At 74.7% G+C, this 22565-nt stretch carries 19 protein-coding genes; 10 read left to right on the top strand and 9 right to left on the bottom strand.

What is annotated here, in order from left to right; all coding sequences use genetic code 11:
* Nucleotides 1-28 precede the first annotated feature (28 nt).
* Nucleotides 29-1693, bottom strand: coding sequence for an Imm49 family immunity protein (locus ACIGG8_RS03820; RefSeq protein ID WP_396545483.1), 1665 nt, complete (start codon nucleotides 1691-1693; stop codon nucleotides 29-31).
* A gap of 248 nt (nucleotides 1694-1941) precedes the next feature.
* Between ACIGG8_RS03820 and ACIGG8_RS03825 the strand changes: the two genes are divergently transcribed.
* The 7 genes from ACIGG8_RS03825 (at nucleotide 1942) to ACIGG8_RS03855 (ending at nucleotide 10910) form a co-directional block, all read left to right on the top strand.
* Nucleotides 1942-2499: a hypothetical protein gene (locus ACIGG8_RS03825; protein WP_396545485.1), complete on the top strand. Its 558-nt coding sequence runs from the start codon at nucleotides 1942-1944 to the stop codon at nucleotides 2497-2499.
* A gap of 120 nt (nucleotides 2500-2619) precedes the next feature.
* On the top strand, nucleotides 2620-3117 hold the full coding sequence (locus ACIGG8_RS03830) for a hypothetical protein (protein WP_396545487.1): 498 nt from the start codon (nucleotides 2620-2622) through the stop codon (nucleotides 3115-3117).
* A gap of 72 nt (nucleotides 3118-3189) precedes the next feature.
* Nucleotides 3190-3714, top strand: coding sequence for a CU044_2847 family protein (locus tag ACIGG8_RS03835; RefSeq protein WP_396545489.1), 525 nt, complete (start codon nucleotides 3190-3192; stop codon nucleotides 3712-3714).
* 5 nt (nucleotides 3715-3719) lie between these two features.
* A complete protein-coding gene (locus ACIGG8_RS03840) occupies nucleotides 3720-5912 on the top strand; it encodes a trypsin-like peptidase domain-containing protein (RefSeq protein ID WP_396545491.1) in 2193 nt (730 codons plus the stop codon).
* Between the two features lie 98 nt (nucleotides 5913-6010).
* The gene (locus tag ACIGG8_RS03845) at nucleotides 6011-7024 is read left to right on the top strand and encodes an AAA family ATPase (protein WP_396545493.1); all 1014 of its coding nucleotides are present in this window, start codon (nucleotides 6011-6013) and stop codon (nucleotides 7022-7024) included.
* Nucleotides 7021-9660 (top strand): SAV_2336 N-terminal domain-related protein, encoded by a 2640-nt coding sequence (locus tag ACIGG8_RS03850; RefSeq protein WP_396545495.1) that lies wholly within the window; start codon nucleotides 7021-7023, stop codon nucleotides 9658-9660. The genes ACIGG8_RS03845 and ACIGG8_RS03850 overlap by 4 nt, the downstream gene beginning before the upstream one ends.
* Nucleotides 9657-10910 carry an MFS transporter gene (locus tag ACIGG8_RS03855; protein ID WP_396545497.1) on the top strand — a complete coding sequence of 418 codons (1254 nt, stop codon included), beginning with the start codon at nucleotides 9657-9659 and terminating at the stop codon, nucleotides 10908-10910. Before ACIGG8_RS03850 ends, ACIGG8_RS03855 begins: the two co-directional genes overlap by 4 nt.
* A gap of 51 nt (nucleotides 10911-10961) precedes the next feature.
* On the opposite strand, the gene ACIGG8_RS03860 is transcribed toward ACIGG8_RS03855, so the two are convergent.
* Both ACIGG8_RS03860 and ACIGG8_RS03865 read right to left on the bottom strand, forming a co-directional pair.
* Entirely contained in the window at nucleotides 10962-12350 is a 1389-nt protein-coding gene (locus ACIGG8_RS03860; protein ID WP_396545499.1) for a glutamate decarboxylase, read from the bottom strand.
* Between the two features lie 133 nt (nucleotides 12351-12483).
* The gene (locus ACIGG8_RS03865) at nucleotides 12484-13851 is read right to left on the bottom strand and encodes a chloride channel protein (RefSeq protein ID WP_396545501.1); all 1368 of its coding nucleotides are present in this window, start codon (nucleotides 13849-13851) and stop codon (nucleotides 12484-12486) included.
* A 257-nt stretch (nucleotides 13852-14108) separates the two neighbouring features.
* Here ACIGG8_RS03865 and ACIGG8_RS03870 point away from each other — a divergent pair, with 257 nt between their 5' ends.
* A complete protein-coding gene (locus ACIGG8_RS03870; RefSeq protein ID WP_396545503.1) occupies nucleotides 14109-14954 on the top strand; it encodes a hypothetical protein in 846 nt (281 codons plus the stop codon).
* A gap of 355 nt (nucleotides 14955-15309) precedes the next feature.
* Nucleotides 15310-16266 (top strand): hypothetical protein, encoded by a 957-nt coding sequence (locus ACIGG8_RS03875; RefSeq protein WP_396545505.1) that lies wholly within the window; start codon nucleotides 15310-15312, stop codon nucleotides 16264-16266.
* A 99-nt stretch (nucleotides 16267-16365) separates the two neighbouring features.
* Here ACIGG8_RS03875 and ACIGG8_RS03880 read toward each other — a convergent pair whose 3' ends face one another.
* Nucleotides 16366-16872, bottom strand: a complete 507-nt coding sequence (locus tag ACIGG8_RS03880) for a DUF664 domain-containing protein (protein ID WP_396545507.1) — start codon at nucleotides 16870-16872, stop codon at nucleotides 16366-16368.
* Nucleotides 16873-17195: 323 nt separating this feature from the next.
* Here ACIGG8_RS03880 and ACIGG8_RS03885 point away from each other — a divergent pair, with 323 nt between their 5' ends.
* Nucleotides 17196-17879, top strand: coding sequence for a L,D-transpeptidase family protein (locus ACIGG8_RS03885; protein ID WP_396545509.1), 684 nt, complete (start codon nucleotides 17196-17198; stop codon nucleotides 17877-17879).
* Nucleotides 17880-17978: 99 nt separating this feature from the next.
* Here ACIGG8_RS03885 and ACIGG8_RS03890 read toward each other — a convergent pair whose 3' ends face one another.
* The 5 genes from ACIGG8_RS03890 to ACIGG8_RS03910 form a co-directional block, all read right to left on the bottom strand.
* A complete protein-coding gene (locus ACIGG8_RS03890; protein WP_396545511.1) occupies nucleotides 17979-18455 on the bottom strand; it encodes a hypothetical protein in 477 nt (158 codons plus the stop codon).
* Nucleotides 18456-18550: 95 nt separating this feature from the next.
* Nucleotides 18551-19726 carry a toll/interleukin-1 receptor domain-containing protein gene (locus tag ACIGG8_RS03895; protein ID WP_396545513.1) on the bottom strand — a complete coding sequence of 392 codons (1176 nt, stop codon included), beginning with the start codon at nucleotides 19724-19726 and terminating at the stop codon, nucleotides 18551-18553.
* A gap of 146 nt (nucleotides 19727-19872) precedes the next feature.
* Nucleotides 19873-20592 (bottom strand): TetR/AcrR family transcriptional regulator, encoded by a 720-nt coding sequence (locus ACIGG8_RS03900; protein ID WP_396545515.1) that lies wholly within the window; start codon nucleotides 20590-20592, stop codon nucleotides 19873-19875.
* A gap of 127 nt (nucleotides 20593-20719) precedes the next feature.
* Nucleotides 20720-21265, bottom strand: coding sequence for a hypothetical protein (locus ACIGG8_RS03905; RefSeq protein ID WP_396545517.1), 546 nt, complete (start codon nucleotides 21263-21265; stop codon nucleotides 20720-20722).
* Nucleotides 21259-22560 (bottom strand): hypothetical protein, encoded by a 1302-nt coding sequence (locus ACIGG8_RS03910; RefSeq protein ID WP_396545519.1) that lies wholly within the window; start codon nucleotides 22558-22560, stop codon nucleotides 21259-21261. Before ACIGG8_RS03910 ends, ACIGG8_RS03905 begins: the two co-directional genes overlap by 7 nt.
* Nucleotides 22561-22565: the final 5 nt, after the last annotated feature.

The raw sequence follows: 22565 nt of genomic DNA on the forward strand, positions 1-22565 counted from the left end.
CCCCCGCGTCAGACGGCCCGCCCCCGCGTCAGACGGCCCCGGCCCCCGCCGCGGCGAGCAGGCGCGGCGGGAGGTAGGGCGAGCGGACGTGGACGGCCCAGCCGCGGCTGCGGCGCGCGTGGCAGGCCAGCGCGAGGACGTCGAGGCTGAGCGCGGCGCCGAAGTCGGTGGCACGGTCGGCGACGGAGTGGTGGTCGCGGTGGGCCTCCAGGGCGTCCAGCAGGGCGAGGTTGAAGCTGGTCTCGTCACCCCGGACGAGCTGGGAGAAGAGAACCACCGGGGGCGGGAGGAAGCCCTGGTCCCGGGTGCGTTCCAGCTCCTTCAGGGCCCGCTCGGTGGCCGGGAGCGGGTCGGCGCCGCGGAGGTGGTCGTGCAGGGCGGTGCGGTACGGGGCGAACGGGGTGCGGTCCTCGGCCGCGATGGTGGGGCCGGCCAGGACGAGCGGGTCGAGGTCCTCCGGGCTGCCGGTGATCAGCGCGTAGGAGAGGGCCGTCTCCCAGAAGACCGGGCCGAAGTCCCTGTCCCGGCGGGCGGCGAGGCGCAGCCTCCGGCCGTCGATGGTCACCTCGGCCTCGGTGCCCGGCTCGGCGAGGGCGGCCCGGAACACGGCGGCCCCCAGCCGGGAGCCGAGCTGCAGGTTGGCGAGCTGGGCGTCGGTGGCGTCGGCGGACTGCGAGGCGCGCGCCGCGAGGAGGTAGGTCTGGTAGCGCAGGGCGGCCGTGAGCTCCCACGCGTCCAGCGGCTCGCCCTCCTTCGGCGTGACGGCCTCCGCGGTGCGCCGCTCGAACCGCGCCTCGCTGTCCGGGGCGAGGGGCCTGGCCGGGCTCGGCCGGTCGACGTCGACGGGCCCGGCGGCGAGCCGGGCCACGGCGTCGGGGCGCGGGTCGCGGCCGAGGCCGTGGACGCGCGGGCCGGGGGTCTCGAAACCGGTGACCAGGGCGTGGGGGAGGTAGTCGGTGTCGACCGCCGGGGTCCAGCCGTGGGTGCGGTACGCGCGGGCGGCGAGGGCGATCGGGACGAGCGGCAGAAGGCTTGCGGGCCCGGTGCCGTGCGGGCCGTCCTGGAGGAGCGCGAGCAGGGCGGCGTCGAAGGCCTCGCGGTCCCCGTCGGTGAGGGCGCGCAGCGCGCGCAGGCCGGGCTGCGGCTCCGCGGGGGTGGGGAAGTCGCCCTCCTCGAAGAAGTGGGCCGAGAAGCCGTCGACGAGTTCGAGGGCGGGGGTGACCGGTTCGTCGGGCATCAGCTGGCGGGCCCAGCAGAAGGCCTCGCCGTGCGGGGAGACCCGGTCGGCGACGATCGCGAGGCAGAAGGCGTCGAGCCACTCCCGGGCGGTGACCCGGTGGCGGGGGTCGCGGTCCTCCCCGTACTCGGGGTCGTAACTCATCCCGAAGTTCGGGTAGTCGAGGAAGACGTGGAAGCTGTCGACCGGGTGGTAGGCGGCGAAGGAGACGGCGCCGGCGGCGGCCTCGGCGGCGTCCTTGAGGACCGCCTTGGCCTCGGCGGAGTCCAGGTCGGGCCGGGTGGTGGAGAGCGCGCCGAGGTAGTCGAGGAAGGAGTCCGCGATCAGCTGCCACTCGGTGGTGGTCATCAGGCCGGCGCGGGAGTAGGAGTGGACCTGCCTCCCGATCCGGTTCACGAAGTCCTCGCCGGCCTCCACCACCCGCGCCTCGTCCACCCGGTGACGTTCGATCCGCACAGCCCTGCCCCCTTGATCATCGACTTGGCCCCAGCCTAGGCAATGGGTCGGACATCGCGGTCCGCGGGCCTCACGGCACGGCACGGCACGGCACGGCACGGCACGGCGGTAGGTCGAGCGGAGGAGGAGCGGTTCCCCCGCGGGGGGAGTCGGTTCCCTCCCTGCGGCGGAGGCCACGACCGGGGGTGCACTGGGAGGTTGGAGGACGTCGGGAACGGCCCGACTCCCTTCTCCCCGGAGGACCGACCATGCGCAAGCTCACCACCGCCGTCGCGCTCGCCACCGCGGCCGCGGCCCTCGCGGCCGGGACGGCCGGCACCGCCTCGGCGGCGACCGCGTCGGCCGCCCCCGTACCGGCCCGGCACCTCGCGCTGGACGGCTGGACCCTGCTCAACGAGCACGGCCCGGGCCCCAACCCGGGCGAGCGGCTCACCGCGTGGGTCAGCGCCCGTACGGTCGACGGCAACGCCCGGGGGCACGCCGTGGTGCAGCACGTCTTCGAGACGAGCGGCACCGTCCGGGCCGAGTTCGACGTCGACTGCCTGACCGTCGACGGGAACGGCGCCGTCACCGTGACGGGGCCGATCTCGCGGACCGTGATCACCCCGCTCGGGGGCGAGCCGTACCTCTTCGACGAGGGCCGGCACCCCGAGGCCGGCCTCACCTTCTACCCGACCGACGAGCAGCACCAGCGCCGGGTCGGCTGGGGCCGGACCGACCCCGCGACGCACTCCGAGGTCACCAGGTGCGGCGCGGTCCCGGCCGGCTTCTGGATCCTGGACGGCGGAACCTTCCTGCGCCGCTAGGGTCCGCGGGCCGAACACCCGTCCCCCGCCGCCGGCCCCGGCCCGAGCCCCGGTCGGGGTCGGCGAGGGGCTCGGGCTCGGGGCCGGGTCGGGCTCGGGGAGGGCGCTACGGTGGCGTGCATGACCACGCACGTCCCGCTCCACTTCACCCGCACCACCGACCTCGACGTCCACGGCGACCTCCTGCTGAGGCTCGGTGTCTGGCAGCAGGTGTGCGACTCGTACTACCTCGCGATCGACGAGTCGCCCACGATGGGGGCCGACATCGCATCCGGGCTCGTCCGGCTCCTCGACCAGTGGCTGGAACAGCTCGAACGGCTGCCGGTCGCCGGGGGGCCGGTGTTCCTGCCGTTCGACTTCTCCGACCAGTACACCGGCTGGCTGCGGGTGTCGGGCGTGAGCGGTGGCCGGGTCGTGGTGGAGGCCGGGTGGAGCGGGGTCGCGGGCTGGAGCTTCCACCCGTCGGACATCGCCGGGACTGCGGCCGGCCTCGGGGACTTCGAGCCGATCACGAACACCGGAGTCGAGTGCGAGCTCACCGACCTCGTACCGACCGTACTCGGCATCCGGTCCGCATTCGAGGACGCCGGGGGGACCGGCGACGGTGGTGCCGGCTGACGGCCCGGCCGCGGGTGGACCGGCTCGGGTGATACCGCGTCCCCGGCGCCTCTGCTGTGTCATCATCAACCCATGGGTGAGACAGTTGAGTTGAAGCTCGCTGACGGCACCGGCGTGGTGGTGGAGCTCTCCCCCGCCCCGGCCGCGTACCCCGTGGAACTGCCGCCGGGTGCGGCCGATCTGCCGCCCGGCAGCGCCCCGGTCGTCCCGGTCGGGCGGGCCCGGCGGGCGGCGGAGGCCGCCGGCCGCACCCTCGCCGACGTGCTGAGCCCGCTGGGCGGCGTGCTGGACTCGGTGCACTCCGCCGTCCGCGGCGCGCTCCGCCCGCCCGACGAGGTCGAGGTGGAGCTCGGTGTGAAGCTCACCCACGACCTCAAGCTGGGCATCGCCGGGGCGGGCGGCGAGGCCACCATCACCGTCCGGGCCACCTGGACGCCCCGGCCCGCGGCCGCCCCGGACGTCCCTGCCGCCGCTCAAGTCCCTGCCGCCGCTCCCGCCGAGGAGACCGCCCGGGAAGAAGCCGCCGGGGAGGAAGCCGTCCGGGAGCCGGCCGCCCCGGCCACCGTCCCCGGGCCCGCCGACCCACCGCGCGGGTAGGCGGGATGGGCCCGGACGATCCCGACCGTCCCGTCAAGCTCGCGCACGCCGCCCTGCACCGTGCGGGGGAACCCCTGGCCTTCGGCGGCGGCGTGCTGCTGGCCCCGGGTACGGTCCTGACCTGTGCGCACGTGGTCAACCAGGTGTTGGACCGGCCGGACTTCGCCCAGGAACGCCCCGGGGCCCTGGATCTCCTGGCGGTCTCCTTCCCCGCGACGGGCCGCCGCCGGCTCCGGGCCGCCCTGGCGGCCTGGCTGCCCGCCCGCCGGGCCGACGGGTCGCCCGCCGCGGAGGGCGACGTCGAGTGGTCCGGCGACCTGGCGCTGTTACGGCTGCTGGACGACCCCGGGCCCGCCGCACTGCCGGTGGGGACCGGGCCCTGCCACGCCGGCCGCCCCGCCTACGCCTGGTTCGGCAGCGGGGCGCCGAGCAGCATCGCCGCCGTCCTGGTGCAGGGCGTCACCGAGCGCTGGATCGTGCTCGACTCCACCGGCTCCGCGCAGCCCGTCGTCGGCGGGTACAGCGGCTCGCCGCTGTGGGACCGGGCGCAGCGGCGGGTGGTGGGGCTGGTGGTGAGTCGCAGCGGGCTGCGGGCCTTCGCGGTGCCCGCCGCCGACCTGCGCGAACTGTTCGAGGAGGCGGGCGAGGCGGTTCCCGGTCCGCTGGGCGTCGAGGACGGTGCTCACGGCCCGATGGACCCGGTGGCCCGTCAGCTGCTCGGCCCGTTGCGCTCCGTGCTCACCACTCCGGAGGCGCTGGCCGATCTGGCCGGGCGCTTCCTGGCCGAGCTGGAAGCGGAGCCGGAACCAGGGCCGGAACCGGCCACCGGACCGGGCGACGACCGCGCCGGTGTCGACGTCGGCGCAAACGACGCCCGTGCAGACGACGCCGCCGCAATCGACGCCGGTGCAATCGACGCCGGTGCAGACGGCTCCGGTGCGGACGCCGGCTTCCCCGCGAGCGCCGAGCGGCTGGTCCGGCTGGCCACCGCCCGTCCGCACGGCGCGCCGACCCTGTTGGCGTTGCTGGCGGGCGCCGCGCGTACGCAGGAACAGCAGAGCTGGATCGCCACCACCGCGTTGCGCGTCTGCCCCGAGCAGTTCCTCACGGCCGCCGAACACCGCGAGCTGCTCACCCTGCTCGCGGACGGCACCGTCCCCGATCCGCGGCGCTGCGCGGCCGAGGCGCTGCCGCTGGGCCCCGACCTGGAGCAGGCCCACTGGCCGGAGGCGGTGGCCGAGCTGGAGCGCTACCGGCCACGGTACGGAAGGTTCCCGCAGCTGCTGCGCACGGTGGAGTTCGCGGCAGCGGCGGCCGGCCCGGGCACCGCACGGGGGCTGGGCGCGTGGAGCGAGGCGGTGGCGAAGCGGCTCGGCCTGGCCGAGATCCTGCTCGAACACCGGGCCCAGGCGCGGGAGTCGGCGGAGCGTGCGCGGGAGCGGGGTCCGCAGCGCGGTGCCCCGGCCCCGGTGGTGCAGGTGCAGCTGTGGCGGGCGACCGGCACGGAGCACTTCAGCTACGCCCTGCACGCCGCGGACGCCCGGGGGCGCCCGCTGCACCGCTCGGTCCGGGACACTCCGGTGCCGCGCTCCCGGCTGCTGGCCGAACTCGGGGCGCTGTTGGAGGAGGTGACCGGTCAGGTGGAGCCCGGCGCGGTCCCGGTGGTGGAGTGGTTCGTCACCGGGGAGGAGCTCGATCTGGCGGTCGACCAGTGGGTGTACCGGCCCGACGAGCTGTTTCCGGGCGTGCTGGGGCAGGACTTCCTGTGCGTGATGCGCAGCCCGGAGTTGCGGCGGGCCGCGTTCCGGCCCGAACACCGTTACCGGTGGCAGGTCCTGCGTTCGGGGCGGTTGGCGCTGGTGGACCGGCAGGACCCGGTGGTGCAGCAGCGGGGTGCGCCGGTGCCGGTCTGCGGTGTGGCGCTGTGCTGCCCGGCCGAGGAGGTGCCGCGGTTGCGGGCGATCGCGCTGGCCGTGGGGGTGCCCGGGGTGCTGTGGCTGCGCCCGGCCGATCACGCCATCCCGCCGGACCGGGTGCGGGAGCTGGTCCACGGCGCGGCGCCGTACCAGCTTCCCCGACTGGTGTACGAGGCGCGCCTGACGGAATCCCCGGACGGCCTGCACCGCAATCTGGCGCTGGTCTGGGATTCTCCTGACGGGCATCCGGAGACCCTCGGACTGGGCGACCCGCGGGACTGATCCGGCGGCGCGGGCGGGTCGGCGCCGGCCGGGCGAGGACGAGGCACGGACCGAGGCACGGACGAGCACGGACGAGCACGGACGAGGAGAGGGCGACGATGAGCGGAGCGACGGGACCGCAGCCGGCCACCACGGCGCAGGACGACGGCGGGGACGGTTGGCGGATCTACCGGGGCGACGACGCGGTGGTGCGCGACGAGCCGCTGCCCGCAGCCCCGCCGTGGCGCCGCTTCGGCGCCCTGCCCGGTCCCCGGCCCGCCCCGGCGTACCGGATCGGCCCGCAGGAGGCCGACGTGGTCAACGCCGCACTGCACCTGCGCCGCCCGCTGCTGGTCACCGGGCGTCCCGGCACCGGCAAGTCCTCGCTGGCGGCTTCGTTGGCGCGCGAGCTCGGGCTCGGCCCGGTGCTGCGCTGGCCGGTGAACAGCCGCACCACGCTGCAGGACGGCCTCTACCGCTACGACGCCGTCGGGCGGCTGCGCGACACCGGCCGGTCCCGCGAACTGGCCGCCCCGGAGCCGGACATGGGGAGCTACCTGCGGCTCGGCCCGCTCGGCACCGCGCTCGCCACCGGGCGCCCCGGCCGGCCGCGGGTGCTGCTGGTCGACGAGCTGGACAAGGGCGACCTGGACCTGCCCAACGACCTGCTGGTGGTCTTCGAGGAGGGCGAGTTCGAGATCCCCGAGCTGAGCCGGCTGCCCGACGACCACCCGGACGTACGGGTGATGCTGACCGGCACCCGGGAGCGCCATCCGGTGCACCACGGCCTGATCGGCTGCCAGGAGTTCCCCGTCACCGTCCTGACCAGCAACGGCGAGCGGGACTTCCCGCCGGCGTTCCTGCGCAGGTGTGTGCGTCTCGACCTGCCCGAGCCGGACGAGGCACGGCTGCGCGACATCGTCCGGGCCCACCTGGGCGAGGACGGGCTGCAGGCCGGGGAGGACCTGATCGAGGCCTTCCTGCACCGGCGCGACCACGACCGCGGCGCGCTGGCCACCGACCAGCTGCTCAACGCCGTCCACCTGCGGCTCAGCGGCGTGGAGTTGGGCCGCGAGGGCCTGCTCGGCGCCGTGCTGCGCCCGCTGGAGGAGCCGGAGCCCGGGCTCGGATGATCGACCGACTGCGGACGGTGCTGCAGCCCGCCGCCACCCACCTCACCCCGACCGAGCTGGCCGAGATCCTCTGGCTGGCCCGGCGCATCCCGCCCGGCGGCCTGGCCGGGGCGCCCGGTGCCCCGGCCGCGGCACGGCCCGCCGACCAGGGCCGGGAGCGGCCGGGCGGCGCTGCCGGTGCCACGCTGCCCGACGCCACCGAACCCCCCACCCCTGCCGGGCTGTACGCCCACACCCGCGCGGCCTCGCCCGGCACCGCAGCGCGGCCGGTCCTGGTGCCCGCCGGACGCGCGCTGCCGGGCTCGCTGCCGATCAGCCGCGCCCTGCGCCCGCTCCGCCGCACCACCGCGTCGGCGCACCGGCAGCGGCTGGACGAGGCGGCCACCGCCGAACTGATCGCCGAGACCGGGGTGCTGGACGTGGTCCTGCGCCCGGGCCGGGAACGCTGGCTCAGCGCCGCGCTGGTCGTCGACGACGGCCTGTCGATGGAGCTGTGGCAGGAGACCGCCGCCGGCGTCCGGGAGGTGATGGAGCACGTCGGCCACTTCCGCACCGTGCGCTGCTACGGGCTGGACAGCCGCACCGACGGCCCGCCGGTCCTGCGTGCCCGGCCGTTCACCCGCAGCGCGCCGGTGGTCGCACCGGCGTCGCTGTGTCCGGCCGACGGCCGCGGCACCGTACTGGTGCTCTCCGACGCGATCGGCGCGGGCTGGCACCGGGGACGGGTCGCACCGCTGCTCGCGTACTGGGCCCGGCGCTGTCCGACCGCCGTCGTCCAGCCGTTGCCGCAGCGGCTCTGGTCGGGCAGCGCGCTGACGGTGGAGCGGCTGCTGCTGCGCGGAAACCGGCCCGGGGCGGCCAACGTCGAGCTCACCGCCACCGACCCGGTGCTGCCCGAACTCCCCGTCCCGGGCACGCCGGTGCCGGTGCTGGACCTCCAGCCGGGAGCGTTCGCCGGCTGGGCCGCCCTCGTGGCCGCAGGCCGGCCGACGATCCTGCCCGCCCTCGCCCTGGCCCCGCACGGGGCCGCCGACGACCTCCCACCGGACGGCCACGGACGCGACGACGCGCCCGCCCACCTGACCGGACGGCTGGCGCACTTCCGCCGGGCCGCCTCCCCGGAGGCGTACCGGCTGGCGGGCCACCTGGCCGCGGTGCGGCCGTTGACCCTGGCGCTGATGCGCCTGGTGCAACGCGCCGTGCACGGCCGGGTCGATCCGGCCCCGCTCGCCGAGGTCCTCCTCGGCGGGCTGCTGCGGCGCCAGCCGGGCCAGGGCGGGCCGGGCCCCGCCGTGTACGACTTCCGCCCGGGGCTGCGCGACCTGCTGCTGGAGACGGTGCCGGTCGGCGATCTCCTCGCCACCACCGACCTGGTCGGCGCCGTGCTGCGCTCCTCGGCGCCGGGCTCCGGCCGGGCGCCCGCACTGCAGGCCGACCTCGCCGGGCGCAGCGCCCTCGCCCCGGGGGCGAGCGCCTTCGCCCTGTCCGCCGAGCCGCTGCTGCGCCACTTCACCGCCCAGGCTGACCGGCCCTCCCCCGGCCCGGGCACCCCGGACGGCTTCGACCCACTGTCCGGGCAGGACCGGCGGCTGGCGGCGCTGGTCGCGGCCGGCCGGTGGCGGGCCGCGGTGGAGCGCGGCGAGGAGGTGCTGGACCAACTGGTCCGGCACCACGGCCCGGACAGCCTGCGGGTGCTGGCCGGCCGCCGGGACCTGGCGGAGTGGATCGGCCGGGCCGGCGCCCCGCAGACCGCGCACCGGCTGGCCCGGGAACTGCACCTGGAACTGGCACGGCTGCTCGGCCCCGGGGACGACCGCACGCTGGCGACCGCGGCCACCGCCGCCGAATGGGCCGGACGCTCGGGCCACCCGGCCGAGGCGGTCGACCGCTACCGCTCGGTGCTCGACCACCAGGAGCCCCGGCTCGGCCCGGACCACGCCGACACGGTGGCCTCCTACGGCCGGTTCGCCTACTGGACCGGGGAACTGGGCGACCCGGAGCGCGCGGTCCGGTGCTACGACGAACTCCTCGCCCGGCAACGGCGGCTGCTCGGCGAGGAGCACGTCGCGGTGCTCAACACCCGGGCGAACATCGGTTCCTGGCACGGCCAGGCGGGCCGGACCGGCCTGGCCCTGGAACTGTCCGAGGAACTGCTGCGCGACGTACGGCGGCACGCCCCGGAGGACCACCCGCTGCGCCCGATCACCGAGGCCGAGCACGCCCACTGGAAGGGCGCCGCCGGGGCCCCGGCGGAGGCCGCGGCGACCCTGCGGCTGGTCCTGCCGAGGGTGACCGTCGCACTCGGCCCGGCGCACTCCTACCCGTTCGCGGTGCGCTCGCGCATCGCCCGCTGGACCGGCGCGGCGGGCCACCCGGAACAGGCGCTGGAGCTGATGCGCAGCCTGCTGACGGACGTCAGCTCGGTGCTGATCCCCGAACACGCGATCTTCCTGACGTGCCGGGTCGAGTACGCCCACTGGACGCTGGCGACGGGCGACGTGGAGCAGGCCCGCGCCCTGCTGACCGAGCTGGCCCCCGAGGTGGAGACGGTGCTGGGACCCGGACACCCGGAGGCCGTGCGGGCCCGCGAGCTGCTGGCCGGCCTGCCCGGCCCCGAGGTGGGAAGCGAGCGGTGAGCGGCCGCTCCCCGGCACGGGCCCCGGGGTCGACCGGGGCGCTCGGCACGCGCGGGCTGCCCCCGGCGTTCTGGTGGCTGTGGGCCGGCACCCTGGTGAACCGCCTGGGCACCTTCGCCGTCCCGTTCCTGACGTTGTACCTGACCGTGGAGCGCGGCCGCTCGGCGGCCTTCGCCGGGCTGGTCGCGGCCGCCTTCGCCGTCGGCGGCACGGCCGGCGCGCTGGCCGGCGGCGCGGCGGCGGACCGCTTCGGCTGCCACCGGGCCCTGGTCGGCGCCCATCTGAGCACCGCCGCGGCGACGGCCGTGCTCGGCCTGAGCACCGGCGGGCCGGCGCTGTTCGCGGCGGCGTTCGCCCTCGGCTGCACCGCCGGTGCGGCCCGGCCCGCCACCGCGGCCCTGATGTCCGCACTGCTCGGCCCCGAGGACCGGGTGCGCGCCTTCTCCCTCGACTACTGGGCGATGAACCTGGGCTTCTCGATCTCGGTGCTGCTCGCCGGCCTGGCCGCCCGGACCGGCTACCCGGTGCTCTTCCTGGCCGACGCCACGGCGACCCTGTGCTGCGCGCTGGTGGTGCTCCTGCGCGTCCCGGCCCCGTCCGGCGCCGACGCGGCGGACTGCGCGGCCGGTGCCGTGGGCGGCACCGACGGCGGGCCCGCCCCCGGGGAGGCGTCGGCGCGCGGCCGCCGGGCGCTGCTCTCCGACCGGCCGTTCCTGTGCTGCGTGCTGCTCTTCGCCCTGGTCGCCGCCGTGCTCCAGCAGATGACCACCATGCTGCCGGTCGCGATGGCCGACGACGGTCTGAGCCCGGCGGCCTGCGGCGCCGTCATCGCGCTGAACGGCGTCATCGTCTGCCTGGCCCAGCTCCCGGCGGGGCGCCTGCTCGACGGCCGTTCCCCGTTCCGCCTGCTGGCCCTGGCCGCGGCGCTGTGCGGCGCCGGTTTCGGCCTCACCTCCTTCGCCGGCTCCGCGCCCGCGTACGCGCTGACGGTGGTGGTCTGGACGGCCGGCGAGGTGATCAGCGGCCCGGTCACCCTGGATCTGACCGCCCGCTTCGCCAGGGCCCGAGCCGCCGGCCGCTACCAGGGGGCGAGTGCCTTCGCCTGGTCGGCCGGTGGCGTCCTGGCCGCCGCCGCGGGCGGCTGGACGTACGACCGGCTCGGCTCCGCCGCCCTCTGGTGCGCCTGCGCCCTGACGGGCCTGGCCGCCGCCGCCGGCTTCCTCGCCCTCGCCCGGCATGCCCCGGACTGACGCACGTCGTCGCCCCCGTCGGGGGTGGCGGGGGTGTGCCCGGTGGGGCCGTCAGTGGTGGAAGCCGACGCGGTCGCGGTCGTGGGGGTGGCCCTGGTCGAGGAGCTTGATGGCCCGGCGCATGTCGTCGGCGAGCAGCTCGATCTCGTCGCGGTCGACGCCGTGGCGGACCAGGACGCGCTGGATGACGGTCTCCTGGCGGTCCGGCGGCAGCGGGTAGGAGGGGACCTGCCAGCCGCGCATGCGGAGCTGGTCGGAGAGGTCGTACAGGCTCCAGCCGACCGAGTCGGGGTCGGTGAGGGTGTACGAGACGGCAGGCAGGGCGCCGACGCCGTCGTAGAGAAGCGTGAATGGGCCCATCTCGGCGATCTGCCCGGCGAGGTGCTGCGCGGTGTCGGCGCAGGCCTGGTACACCCGGCGGTACCCCTCGCGGCCCAGCCGCAGGAACATGAAGTACTGGGTGACGACCTGGCCGCCCGGGCGGGAGAAGTTGAGGGCGAGGGTCGGCATGTCGCCGCCGAGGTAGTCGACGTGGAAGACCAGCCCGTCCGGCAGCGCGGCCTGGTCCCGCCACAGCGCCCAGCCGACGCCCAGCGGGGCCATCCCGTACTTGTGGCCGGAGGCGTTGATCGAGGCGACCCGCGGCAGGCGGAAGTCCCAGACCAGGTCGCGGTGGAGGAACGGCGCGATGAACCCGCCCGACGCCGCGTCCACGTGCAGCGGCACGTCGAGGCCGGTCTCCACCTGCAGGCGGTCCAGCTCGGCCGCGATCTCCCCCACCGGCTCGTAGGTGCAGGTGTACGTCACCCCGAGGATCGCGACCACGCCGATGGTGTTCTCGTCGACGTACTCGCGCAGCTGGTGCGGCTGCAGTCCGGTCGCCCCGGGCTCCATCGGCACCTGGCGCAGCTCCACGTCGAAGTACCGGGCGAACTTCTCCCAGCACACCTGGACCGGGCCGCACACCAGGTTCGGCCGCTCCGTGGACTGGCCCGCCGCCTTCCGGCGGTCCCGCCAGCGCCACTTCAGGGCGAGGCCGCACAGCATCGCCGCCTCGCTGGAGCCGGTGGTCGAGCAGCCGACCGCGTTGGACTCGCCGGAGCCGACCGGGGCGTGCCAGAGGTCGGCGAGGATGTTCACGCACCGCGACTCGATCTCGGCGGTCTGCGGGTACTCGTCCTTGTCGACGATGTTCTTGTCCAGGCAGAGGTCCATCAGCCGGCGGACCTCGTCGTCCGTCCAGGTCGTGCAGAAGGTGGCGAGGTTCTGCGCGGCGTTGCCGTCCAGCAGGAGCTCGTTGCGCAGCAGCTGGAAGACCACCTGCGGCGGCGCCGGGAAGTCCGGCATGGCCCGCTTGGGCAGGGGGTGTTCGCTCAGTGGTGAGGCGAAGATGTCGACGGCCGCATCGGACGCCGGCTCCTGTGCGTTGTGGAGAGCCACCGGTCACCTCTCGTGTCGTCCTCGGATCCTCCGAATCGGACAATACGGGCAGAACCGAGGTCTCGGCCTGCGGGCGTACGCCGTCCGCCGCATCCGCCGCATCCCCGGGGCAACGCCCGCCCCCGGTCAGGACTCAGGCTGCGGGCGCCTTCGGCTGCGCCGGCGGCTGCACGTCCGGCGGCGGCGGAGCGGCGGGGAGCCGGGCGAGCCGGAGCGTGCCGACGTACGAGACCACCACCGCGACGATCACCAGCGGCATCACGGTCAGGCCGGCCTGGCCGAGCAGCAGCGTGGCCAGCAGGACGGCGGTCATGGGCAGCTTCAGCATGGCCACCGTCATCGCGCCGATCCCGACGGCGAATCCGGCGGTGGTGCCCAGGCCGGGAAGGTGGCTGAGGGCGAGGCCGCCGACCGCGCCCGCGAAGACGGCCGGAAAGACCGGGCCGCCGCGGAAGGCGCTCATGGAGGCGCAGTAGGCCAGCGACTTGCACACCAGGAGGACGACGAGGGTGGCGGCGGTGTAGCCCGAGGCGCTGTCCAGCAGCGGCCCGAGCGCGTCCTGCCCGGAGAACAGGACGCCGCTGACCGGCCGGTCGGTGATCTCCGCGTACGCGAACGCGATCACGCCGACGGCGACGCCCATCAGCACGGTGAGCGGCAGCCGGCGGCGGTCCACCAGTCCCTGCAGGGTGAGCGCGGAGCGCCGGATCGCCTCGCCGAGCAGCGCGGCGGCCACCCCTGCGACGACCGCCCAGGCGAACTCGCCGAGAGTCGGCCGGCCGGCGGCCGGCACCTGGTTCAGCGCCAGCGAGTACGTGCCCAGGCCCGTCCAGCTGCCGAGTCCGGTGAGGATCAGCGACCCGACGCCCGCGGAGAGCAGACCGGGCACCAGTACCACGCCCAGCATCGGTCCGCCCAGCCCCGACGCCTCCATCAGGAGGAAGGCGCCGATGAGGGGGGAGCCCAGCAGTTCGCTGATGGCCGCGAAGCTGCCGGCCGCGCCGATCACGGAGACGGCACTGGGCGGGGCGTCCCGTTTCAGCGCGCGGACGGCACCGACCGCGAGCCCGCCGCCGAGCGCGATCAGCGGGGCCTCCGGGCCGAGGACGACCCCCAGGCTGAGTGAGACGACCGCGGCGATCAGCACTCCGGGCACCGAGGCGAACGACGGCGTGCCGCCGGTCTTGAGTCCTTCGGCCGGCCGGTGGCCGCCGCCGCCCGGCAGGTGGCGGATCGTCAGGGCGACCAGCACGCCCGCCACCGCGAGCAGCGGGATCGGCCACCAGTCGGGGGTGCCGGCGAAGCCGAGACCCTTCGGCAGGTCGGTGTAGACCAGCGACTGGAGTTCGGTGACCAGCGCGAGGAAGCCGAACGCGCCCGCCGAGACCGGGACACCGAGCAGTGCGGAGATCACCAGCACCGCGATGTACCCGCGGTTGCGGACGATCTCGTACGGGTTCTGCGGCGCTGCCGCGTCCTCGGTGGGCGGTCCGGGCGGCATGGGCATCCCCTCGGGGTCCGGCCCGCCCGGGAAGTCCGGGTCGTACGGGCCTGGGTCTGGTGGCGGCGCGGGCCGGGCCGAGCGTGGGCCCGGTGGCCGGTGCGCATCCGTCCTCCGATCATGGCGGGCGCGAGCGGATCCGTCCGGCTGCGGCACGCTCGGACTCGTCGGCTGCGGCTGCCGGTCCCGGCGGACAGCCGTCCGCGGTACGGCGTTGCGCTCGGCGGACGGTCCGTCGGGCGGTCTAGTCTCGGCTCGTGGGACGACAGCCCGAGCAGCGCGCCGAAGGCGCGGGACCGTTCACCACCCGGCTCACCTGGCACCCGCCCGGCGGCGGCACCGCCGTGTGGGAGTCACGGCCCGCACGGCGCCGCGGCATCCTCGCCGTCCACCCGCCCGGCGCGGCCGCACCCCGGCCCACCAGTGCCGACGACACCGCCCTCGTCCGGCTGCGCCGGCTCAACGCCATCGCCGCCACCGCCTTCGTCATCGGCGGCGCGCTCTTCGCCGCAGGCGCCGCCGTCGCGCAGTTCGGCTCCGGCGACGCGACCACCTGCGCCTCGATCTACTTCGCCGGCGGGCTCTTCTTCAACACCGGCGGCTTCGTCTCGCTCCTCCAGGTCGTCAACGCCCCCCGCCACGTGCCGGGCGGCGAAGGGCGACTGGTCACCCGCCCGTGGCGCTGGTGGAGCTACGAGCCGACGCGGGTCGACTGGCTGAGCGCGTTCGTGCTGTTCACCGGCACCCTCGTGTTCGGCGTCAACCTGATCTTCTCCTTCCTGCAGGGGCTGAGCGTCCGGCAGGTCAACCGGCTGATCTGGACGCCCGACGTCATCGGCTGCCTGCTCTTCCTGATCGCCGGCCACCTCGCCTTCGCCGAGATCTGCCACGGCCGGCCGTGCATCCGCCGCCGCAGCCTCGGCTGGTGGATCGTCGCCGTGAACCAGCTCGGCTCCGTGCTCTTCATGGTCTCGGCACTCGCCGCCTACACCCGCCCGGCCACCGACAGCCTGGTCAACTCCGACATCGCCAACTGGGGCACCCTCACCGGCGCGCTCTGCTTCTCCCTCGGCGGTGTCCTGCAGTACGTCGAGCGCCCCTGACGTGTGCTTCGAGGACGGGAACGGCAACATCCTCGCCATGTACAAGGACCAGGGCTGGCAGACCACCGGCTCGCTGACCCGGTCGGCTGGGCTCGCAGGTCGTCGCGATCGACATCCTCAGCGGCTGCTGACCCGTCGGCCCCAGGGCCGTGACGCACGGACCCGGTTCCACGATCCCGTGGCAGCCGGGTCCGTCTTCGCGTTGCCGTCGACCACGGCGGACCGATGCCTCCGCCCCTTCTCCCCGCCCCCGGTCCGCCCGGTCCGCCGTCGCGCCGGTGAACCGGAGCCTGCGCACCCCACGTGTGGCGTACGAGTGTCCACGAAGCCATCCGCACAGCCCTGGGAGAACACAGTGTCCGTCGTCGACCGGTCGGCCTTCTCGTGGCACCAGCAGTACGCGGCCCCGCAGCTGGTGCGCGCCCTGACCGAGTGCACCGACGCCGAGCGGGCCCGGCAGATCGCCGAACAGGCGGCACCGGGCGTCGCCGCGATCGAGAACCCGTACCTGCGGGCCCACGCGCTGGCCGTCCCGGCGGTGGCCCTGGCCGCCCTCGGCGACCCGGCGGCCGCCCGGCAGCTCGTCGCGCAGGGCGAGCCGGTCGCCCACGCCGTCGACCACGGCGGCAACCGGGCGACCGCCCTCGCCGGCCTCGGCGCGGCGCTGGCCGCCGCCGGTGACCCGGCCGGCGCCCGACGCCTGCTGGACCTCGCCGAGCGGGCCGCACTGGCCGCCACCGACTCGGAGGAGCAGGTGAACGCGCTGAGCGAGGTGATCACGGCGCTCGCCCGCGTCGGCGACACCGACGGAGCCCTGCGGGTGGCCGCAACGGCCGAACGGATCCTGGCCGGCGAACCGGACGACATCCACCAGTCCCGGGCGCTCTGCGGGCTGTCGGCCGCGCTCCTCGACCTCGGCGAGCTCGCCCGGGCCGAGGACCCGGTGGCCACCGCGCGCCACTCCTACTACCGCTACGGCGCCCACGAGCACCTGGCGCTCGCGCTGGCGGGTCGCGGGCGGGTCGAGGACGCCCGCCGGGTCGTCCGGAGCATCGGCGACCCGGAGCCGAGCGAGACCGCGGACCGGGCGCTGGATGAGGCACTGGCCACCGGCACGTTCCGCGTCGTCCCGCCCGTTCCCGGCCTCGACGAGCCGAAGCCGGGCCCCGTTTCCGCCGCGTCCCTCGTCCCCGCCCGGCCCGTGCTCCCGGCACACCCCGTCGTCGAGGCCAGCCCCGCCGTCACGCCGCGCCCCGCCATCGCCGCCCGGCCGCCCGCACCGGCCGCCGGCCCGGAGTCCGACCGGCACTGAGGACCGACCACACCCCGGCCCCGGCGAGGAGTGACGTGACCGCTGGGGCCGAGCCTGTCGGTGCTGGTGCCGCGCGCCCGGGCTGTCGGCGCCGGGCCGTCAGCGCCGGGGCAGCAGGCCGCGGACGAAGGCCGCCTGGCCGACGTGCTGGAGGTCGTCGGAGATCACGCTGATCAGACGCACCCCCAGGGTGACCGGGGGCTGCCAGGCCTCGTCGACGATCCGGACGAGGGAGCGGTTGTCGAGGCCGCGCACGTAGTCGACGGTCCGTGCGTGGACGGCCTCGTGGTAGCCCAGGAGGAGGTCGGCGGTGGCGATGACCTTCGCGACCTGTGCGGGTCGGTGCCCGTAGCCGGTGGACGCCGCGGCGAACGGCAGCTCGAACCTGCCCGCCCAGCCGTCGGCGGTCCACACCTGTTCGCGGTCGGTCGCGTCGGCGAGGTGGTCGTCCTGCACCCGGGTGAGGTGCCAGACCAGCCAGGCGATCGAGTTGGCCGAGTCCTGCACCCGGAACGCCAGCTGCTCGGGGGTCAGGCCGTCGACCACGTCGGCGACCGTGTCACGGATCCTGTCGAACGCGTCCACGAGTAGATCGGCGCTGGTCACACCGGTCACTGTCGCCTCCTGGTCGAGTACGTCGTCCCACCGGCGGCGTGGCGGGCCACGCGCCGCCCCGACGATTGTGTCCCGCCCGTCGGGCCCCGGCCACCCGGGCCCGGCGGTGTCGGTGCTGGCGCAGGTGCCCCGGCGATCCGATCATGGCCCTGGCGTGGTCGGGACCACCCCGGGTGTGGACTGACGCCTTCGCCCACCAGGGGGTCCGCTGCCCCGCCCCGCCGCCCCGCCCGTGCCGTCCACACCAGAAGGGCCCCGCCATGGCCGTCTCCCGGACACTCCCCGCCGACCGCCGCCGTTCGGCACTCCGTCGCATGAGCGTGGCACTCGCGCTCGGCGCCGCCGTCACCCTGACCGGTGCGGGCCCCGCCCCGGCCGGGGCACGGGCGGGCGACGGACCGTTCCCGGTGCCGGTGGCGACCGGCCCGGCCGACCAGGTGATCACGGTCAAGGCGGACGGCACCCGCGCCACCGTGACCCTGTGGGCCCGCCAGGACGGCCTCTGGCGGTCCCTCGACTCCACCGCCGACGCGCGCATCGGCTCCGGCGGCCTGCACGACGGCGCCACCCGCGTCCAGGGGACCGGCACCACACCGACCGGCACGTACACCCTCACCCAGGCCTTCGGCATCGCCCCGGACCCGGGCACGAGGATGCCCTACCACCACGTCACCCCGCACGACTGGTGGGTCCAGGACCCGTCCTCCGCCTACTACAACCGCATGCGCACCGACACCGAAGGCGGCTTCCACCTCACCGAACAGGGGCCTCTCGGCAGCGAACACCTCGTCAACTACCCCGTCCAGTACGACAACGCCCTGGTCATCGACTTCAACACCGCCCCGGTGGTGAAGGGCCGCGGCGCCGGCATCTTCCTCCACGACCTCGGCCCGCAGGCGGGCGCCACGGCCGGCTGCGTCGCCGTCCCCGCCGCCTTCATGGCCCGGACGATGCAGTGGATCGACCCCGCCGACCACCCCGTCATCGCGATCGGCTAGGCACTCCCGGGGCCGGTTCCCGGAGCGCCATCGGTACCGCGCCGCCGGCGGGACCGCGCACGGGGCCGTGTGCTGTGGCGGCGGGGCCGTGCGCGCCGGTCAGTCCTCGCGGCGGGTCATGTGCATGTGCCAGTTGGTGATCCAGGTCCGGCCGTCGTCCACGGAGAACGCCTGCTCCCAGTGGGCGGAGGTGGCGGTGATCCCGGACCAGACGAAGCGGACCTTCACCTTCCGGCCGGCGTACTCGTCGTCGCCGTGGAAGCGGCCGGTGCCGTCCGGACCGAACCGGCCGGTGACGGGCGGGTAGAGGACGCCGGTGCGCCTGTTCGCCCAGTACAGGGACCACGCGTCGGCGGCCGGGTCGTACAGCCGCAGGGTCAGGCCCGCGAAGCCCTTGGTCGGGAAGTCGATCTCGTCGAAGCTGGCCCGCCCGTCGAAGTGGGCCGAGGCGCGGCTGAGGCCCGGGAACTCCTCCCAGTGGTCGTCGCCCTCGGCAGGGTCGAGGAAGTCCTTGCGCCAACGGTTGACGACGTCGTAGGTGCCGGTGAAGAAGCCGAAGCCGGTGCTGTTGTCCATGCGCCGCAGGCTAGGGGCGCTCCACTGACACCTCCTGTCAGTGGAGTTCTACGGGTTTCCCGCGGGCTCGGAGCGTCCTCACCCCCGGAGCGTCCTCACCCTTCCCGCAGGTCGCGGACCAGGCGGCTGACGGACTGGTGGAGGGCGAGGCCGTCGTCGCAGAAGTCCGGGATGTAGTACTCGCGGATGGTGCGGGCCACGTCGTAGCCGGCGTCGGCGTCGAAGAGCTCCCAGCGCAGCAGCCGCTCGTGGGGAACGATGCGGATCGGGAAGAGCTTGCGGGTCCCGCTCTCGCGCTCGGCCCGTACGGCCCGGCCGATCTCGGTGGCCACCCAGTTGCTGGCCATGCTGGCCTCGGACAGCACGAGGATCATCCGACCGCGCCGCTGGATCTCCTCGGTGACCTGCTCCAGGATCGTGCGGCCGCCGCGGATGTCGTGCGGGGCGAACCAGGTGTCCACGCCGTTGGCCTCCAGCTGGTCGCGCAGCTCGGTGGCGAAGGACTCGTCGGCCGCGCTGTAGCTGATGAAGACGCTGGGGCGGGCCGGCTCGCGGGCGCCGCGGGCGGTGTCGCGGTAGGCGCGCACGGTGTCCGGGTCGGCCCCGGCCCGGACGAAGAACCGTTCCAGCCCGGCGAGGTCGCGCGTCAGCTCCCGGGCCGCCCGGTCGTCGTGAAGTTGCTCGCGGGCCACGTCCAGGGCCCGGCTGTTGAGGATGAAGGAGGTGGAGATGGTGCGCTCGTCGATCCGGCAGAGCCCGTCGACGACCACCGGATCCAGGGTGGTGGCGACGAGTTTGGCGTCGGAGAAGACGTTGAACCCGAAGTGGGCGTCGTCGAACCGGGCGCCGAGGAAGGTGACCTCGTCGAAGACGGCCTGGACGAAGAAGGCCTCGCGGTAGTTGCCGCCGAAGCTCCCGCCGCGGAAGGTGGCCTTGAAGAAGTCGGCGGTGCGGAAGGCCGCCTCTTCGAGGTCGCAGTGCAGGAACCGGGCCTCGACGAAGGAGGCCTGGATGGCGTTGATGCGGCGCAGGCGGCAGCCCCGGAACTCGCAGCGGTCGAAGGCACCCAGGGCGAGGATGCAGTCGTCGAACTCGCAGTCGATGAAGACGGCGTCGCTGAGGTTCTCCTGGCCGAGGCGCAGCCCGGTGAACGTCCGGCCGGTGAACTCGCGGGCTCCGGCGGCGTATTCGGCGAGCAGGGCTCGGGTGGCCTGCTCGCGGGCGCGGTCGGTACCGGTGTCGGCTTCGGCGTCGCGGTCGGCGTCGGTCATGGGTGGCCCCCGAGGTTCCTGCGGACTACGAGCCGGACAGCTTGAACATAGCACCGGGGCAAGGCAGTTCGGCACGGATCGGGTCGACCGGGAGCGGGCCCTCGACCGTCCCGCGGAACCGGGCCCCGGACGCGGGCGTCCGTCCGTCACGACGGCGGCCGGTAGTCCGCCCCCAGGCCCATCCGGTCCATCAGGTCCCGCATCAGCATCTCGAACATCGGCTCCTGGTCGACGATCAGCGGCGCGAAGTGCGCGAAGACCTCCAGCGCCACCTGGCCGTAGATCGAACGCCAGCAGGAGAGCATCACGACCAGCGCGCCGAGCGGCATGTCCACTCCGGTCGCCGCGCGGTACGCCGCCATCTGCTGCCGCAGCAGCGGCTCCAGTTCGTCGTCGGCCAGGACCGGATAGGGGCGGGCGTTCCAGAGCTGCACGAACACCGGGCCCCAGACATCGGAGAGCCGACGGACCCAGTCGCTGCTCATCTCCGTCTGCGCGTCCGCCGCCGCGGCCGTCGGCGTCCCGAACAGCAGGTTGAACTCCTGGCGGTGGGCCAGGGCCCAGTGGCGGAAAGCACGGGTGGGGGCGATCAGCCGGGCCGCGAAGTCGGTCTCGGACTCCGCGTCGACCGCCGCCTGCAGATCGAGCGCGAGGTCGGCGACGATGTCACGTGCCGCGTGCCGGACGATGTCCGCCAGGTTCTCGAAGTGCCGGTAGAGCGCCGCCGGCGTGACGCTCACCCGTCGCGCGATCTCCGCGAGACTCAGGGCGTCCACCCCTCGCGTCGCAATGATGTCCCGGGCAACGGCCCTGACGTCCTCCGACATCTGGAGGCGGAGCCGGTCGCGTCGCGTCAGCGTGTTCATCTTCCCGCTCTTCCCAGGCCCAGACGATTGCACGTTCGAATGCGTCGTATGGTACCGACCCGGGATCGTGTCCACTTCAGCACGGTAGCGGACCCGGGCCCGGGCGCGCCGCCGCCCGGCCCCACCGTCAGGCCAGGTTCACCGCCACGGCACCGGCGGTGACGTAGAAGAGCAGGAACAGCACCGGGATCCACAGCTCCACCAGCGTGAGCGGGAGGTACTGTCGGATCGTCTTCCCGTCCCCGAGCTCCACCCACTCGGCATCGTAGGCGCGGGCCGGAAGCCGCTGCTCCAGCGCCCCGATGACCCGGTACTTGGCCCGGTTGAGCTGCCGGTAGGAGGCGATGAGGAGGATCCAGGCCGCACACTGGCCCACTGCCACCAGCCCGGCGACCACCAGCCCCCAGGTCGGCAGCCCGTGCAGGACGTCGACGCGGACGGTGCCGACCGCAGTCAGCAGGGCCGCGTTGACGGTCAGGAAGAAGGTGTTGGTCAGGCTCCGGCGGGCACTGATCCGGTCCGCCATCTCCACGTACAGTTTGTACTGCTCCAGGACGGCCGCCTGGTACTTCTCGCCCGCCGAAGCGTAGTCCTGCACGCCGACGCGGCTGTTCCACAGCCTCGCGTCCAGCGGGGTCGGGGCGACGGGCGGCGCCTGTCCGGGGATCACCACGCCGCCGCCTCCGCCACCGTCCCGCTCTCCGGCGGCAGTTCGCTCTCCACCTCGCGGACCCGGATGTCGGTCCGGCCCGGCTTGGTGCGCGAGGGGCCGACCTCCTCGACGTCGACCACGACCCGACGCCCCTCCGTCACCCGGCCCGCCTCCAGGTCCTCGCGCAGCGACGGCGACATCCGCCGCGCGTGCAGCAGGGCCAGTGTCGGCAGCTCGGGGTGGTCGTCCAACCTCACCAGAACGAAGGACTCGTTGACGACGGCGACGGTGGCACCCTGTCGCTCTCCCGGCCTGGGATAGTCGTCCAGCGACGGGGCCGGCCCCGGAACGGCAGCGGTCGCGGGCTGGTTCGCGGCACCGATCTCGATCCGCTGGCGCACCCGGTCGACCCACCGGATCACCACCGGCACCTCGTCGTTCTCCTTCAGCCCGACCGCTTCGTGCTGTCGCAGCCGGGAGCGGCCGCCGCCGGGCAACTCGACCCAGACGCCCGCGTTGTTCACCAGGTGGACCCGCGCGGTGAACACGGAACCGCGCTGGTAGGTCCGCTCCCAGGTGTCCCAGGGGTCCTCGCCCTCCTGCTGGGTGAAGACCAGCACGTTGTCCCGGTACACGAAGAAGCCGGGGATGTCCCGGCCGACGTGGTAGCGCTGCGACATCTGGTCCGGAATGGTCTCGTGGTAGCCGACGTCCCGCTTGTGCATCTCGGCGATCCGGCGCGGGTTGCGGACGTCGCGGACCCTGATGTGGTCCTCGCCGGCCTCCTCGACCTTGGCCCTGGCGCGCTGGCGGTCCTCCGGCATGTACGGCCGCAGGTCCATCTCCGGCTCACGGCGCTGCCGGCGCAGGGCTTCGATCTCCGACTGCAGGCTGGTGCGCAGCTCGAACAGGCCCCGCACGCTCCACTCGTACCACACCACTCGGAACTGCCCCAGTGCGTTGCTGGGGACCAGGGCACCCTTGTGCGCGATCACCACCAACCGCTTGCGCAGGCACAGCGCCCAGGCCAGCTCCATGGCCACGGACGTCGACGGAACGGACAGGTCGGCCACCACGATCCCGGCCCGGTCGATCCCGGACCAGGCGACGTCCATCGCACTCTCGGTCGTCCCGGCGACCTTGTCGGCGCGCTCGGCGCGGAGGTCCCAGTTCCTGATCCAGTCCTCGAAGTGTCCTTCGTACAGGTCGTCGAAGTTCTCCGTGTTGCCGTTGGGCAACTCCTTGTCGCCGTAGGGCATCGCGAAGAAGACCATGTCCTCCTCGACAGACCCCTGACGTCTCAGGTCCAGCGTCAACGTCC

This window comes from Kitasatospora sp. NPDC085464 (assembly GCF_044541955.1).
Lineage (GTDB): Bacteria > Actinomycetota > Actinomycetes > Streptomycetales > Streptomycetaceae > Kitasatospora.

What these genes read in the sequence shown, in the direction of transcription:
- ACIGG8_RS03825 (WP_396545485.1), top strand. Translation starts at nt 1,942, where the DNA reads ATGCGCAAGCTCACCACCGCCGTCGCGCTCGCCACCGCGGCCGCGGCC.
- ACIGG8_RS03830 (WP_396545487.1), top strand. Translation starts at nt 2,620, where the DNA reads ATGACCACGCACGTCCCGCTCCACTTCACCCGCACCACCGACCTCGAC.
- ACIGG8_RS03835 (WP_396545489.1), top strand. Translation starts at nt 3,190, where the DNA reads ATGGGTGAGACAGTTGAGTTGAAGCTCGCTGACGGCACCGGCGTGGTG.
- ACIGG8_RS03840 (WP_396545491.1), top strand. Translation starts at nt 3,720, where the DNA reads ATGGGCCCGGACGATCCCGACCGTCCCGTCAAGCTCGCGCACGCCGCC.
- ACIGG8_RS03845 (WP_396545493.1), top strand. Translation starts at nt 6,011, where the DNA reads ATGAGCGGAGCGACGGGACCGCAGCCGGCCACCACGGCGCAGGACGAC.
- ACIGG8_RS03850 (WP_396545495.1), top strand. Translation starts at nt 7,021, where the DNA reads ATGATCGACCGACTGCGGACGGTGCTGCAGCCCGCCGCCACCCACCTC.
- ACIGG8_RS03865 (WP_396545501.1), bottom strand. Translation starts at nt 13,851, where the DNA reads ATGCCGCCCGGACCGCCCACCGAGGACGCGGCAGCGCCGCAGAACCCG.
- ACIGG8_RS03885 (WP_396545509.1), top strand. Translation starts at nt 17,196, where the DNA reads ATGAGCGTGGCACTCGCGCTCGGCGCCGCCGTCACCCTGACCGGTGCG.
- ACIGG8_RS03890 (WP_396545511.1), bottom strand. Translation starts at nt 18,455, where the DNA reads ATGGACAACAGCACCGGCTTCGGCTTCTTCACCGGCACCTACGACGTC.
- ACIGG8_RS03895 (WP_396545513.1), bottom strand. Translation starts at nt 19,726, where the DNA reads ATGACCGACGCCGACCGCGACGCCGAAGCCGACACCGGTACCGACCGC.
- ACIGG8_RS03900 (WP_396545515.1), bottom strand. Translation starts at nt 20,592, where the DNA reads ATGAACACGCTGACGCGACGCGACCGGCTCCGCCTCCAGATGTCGGAG.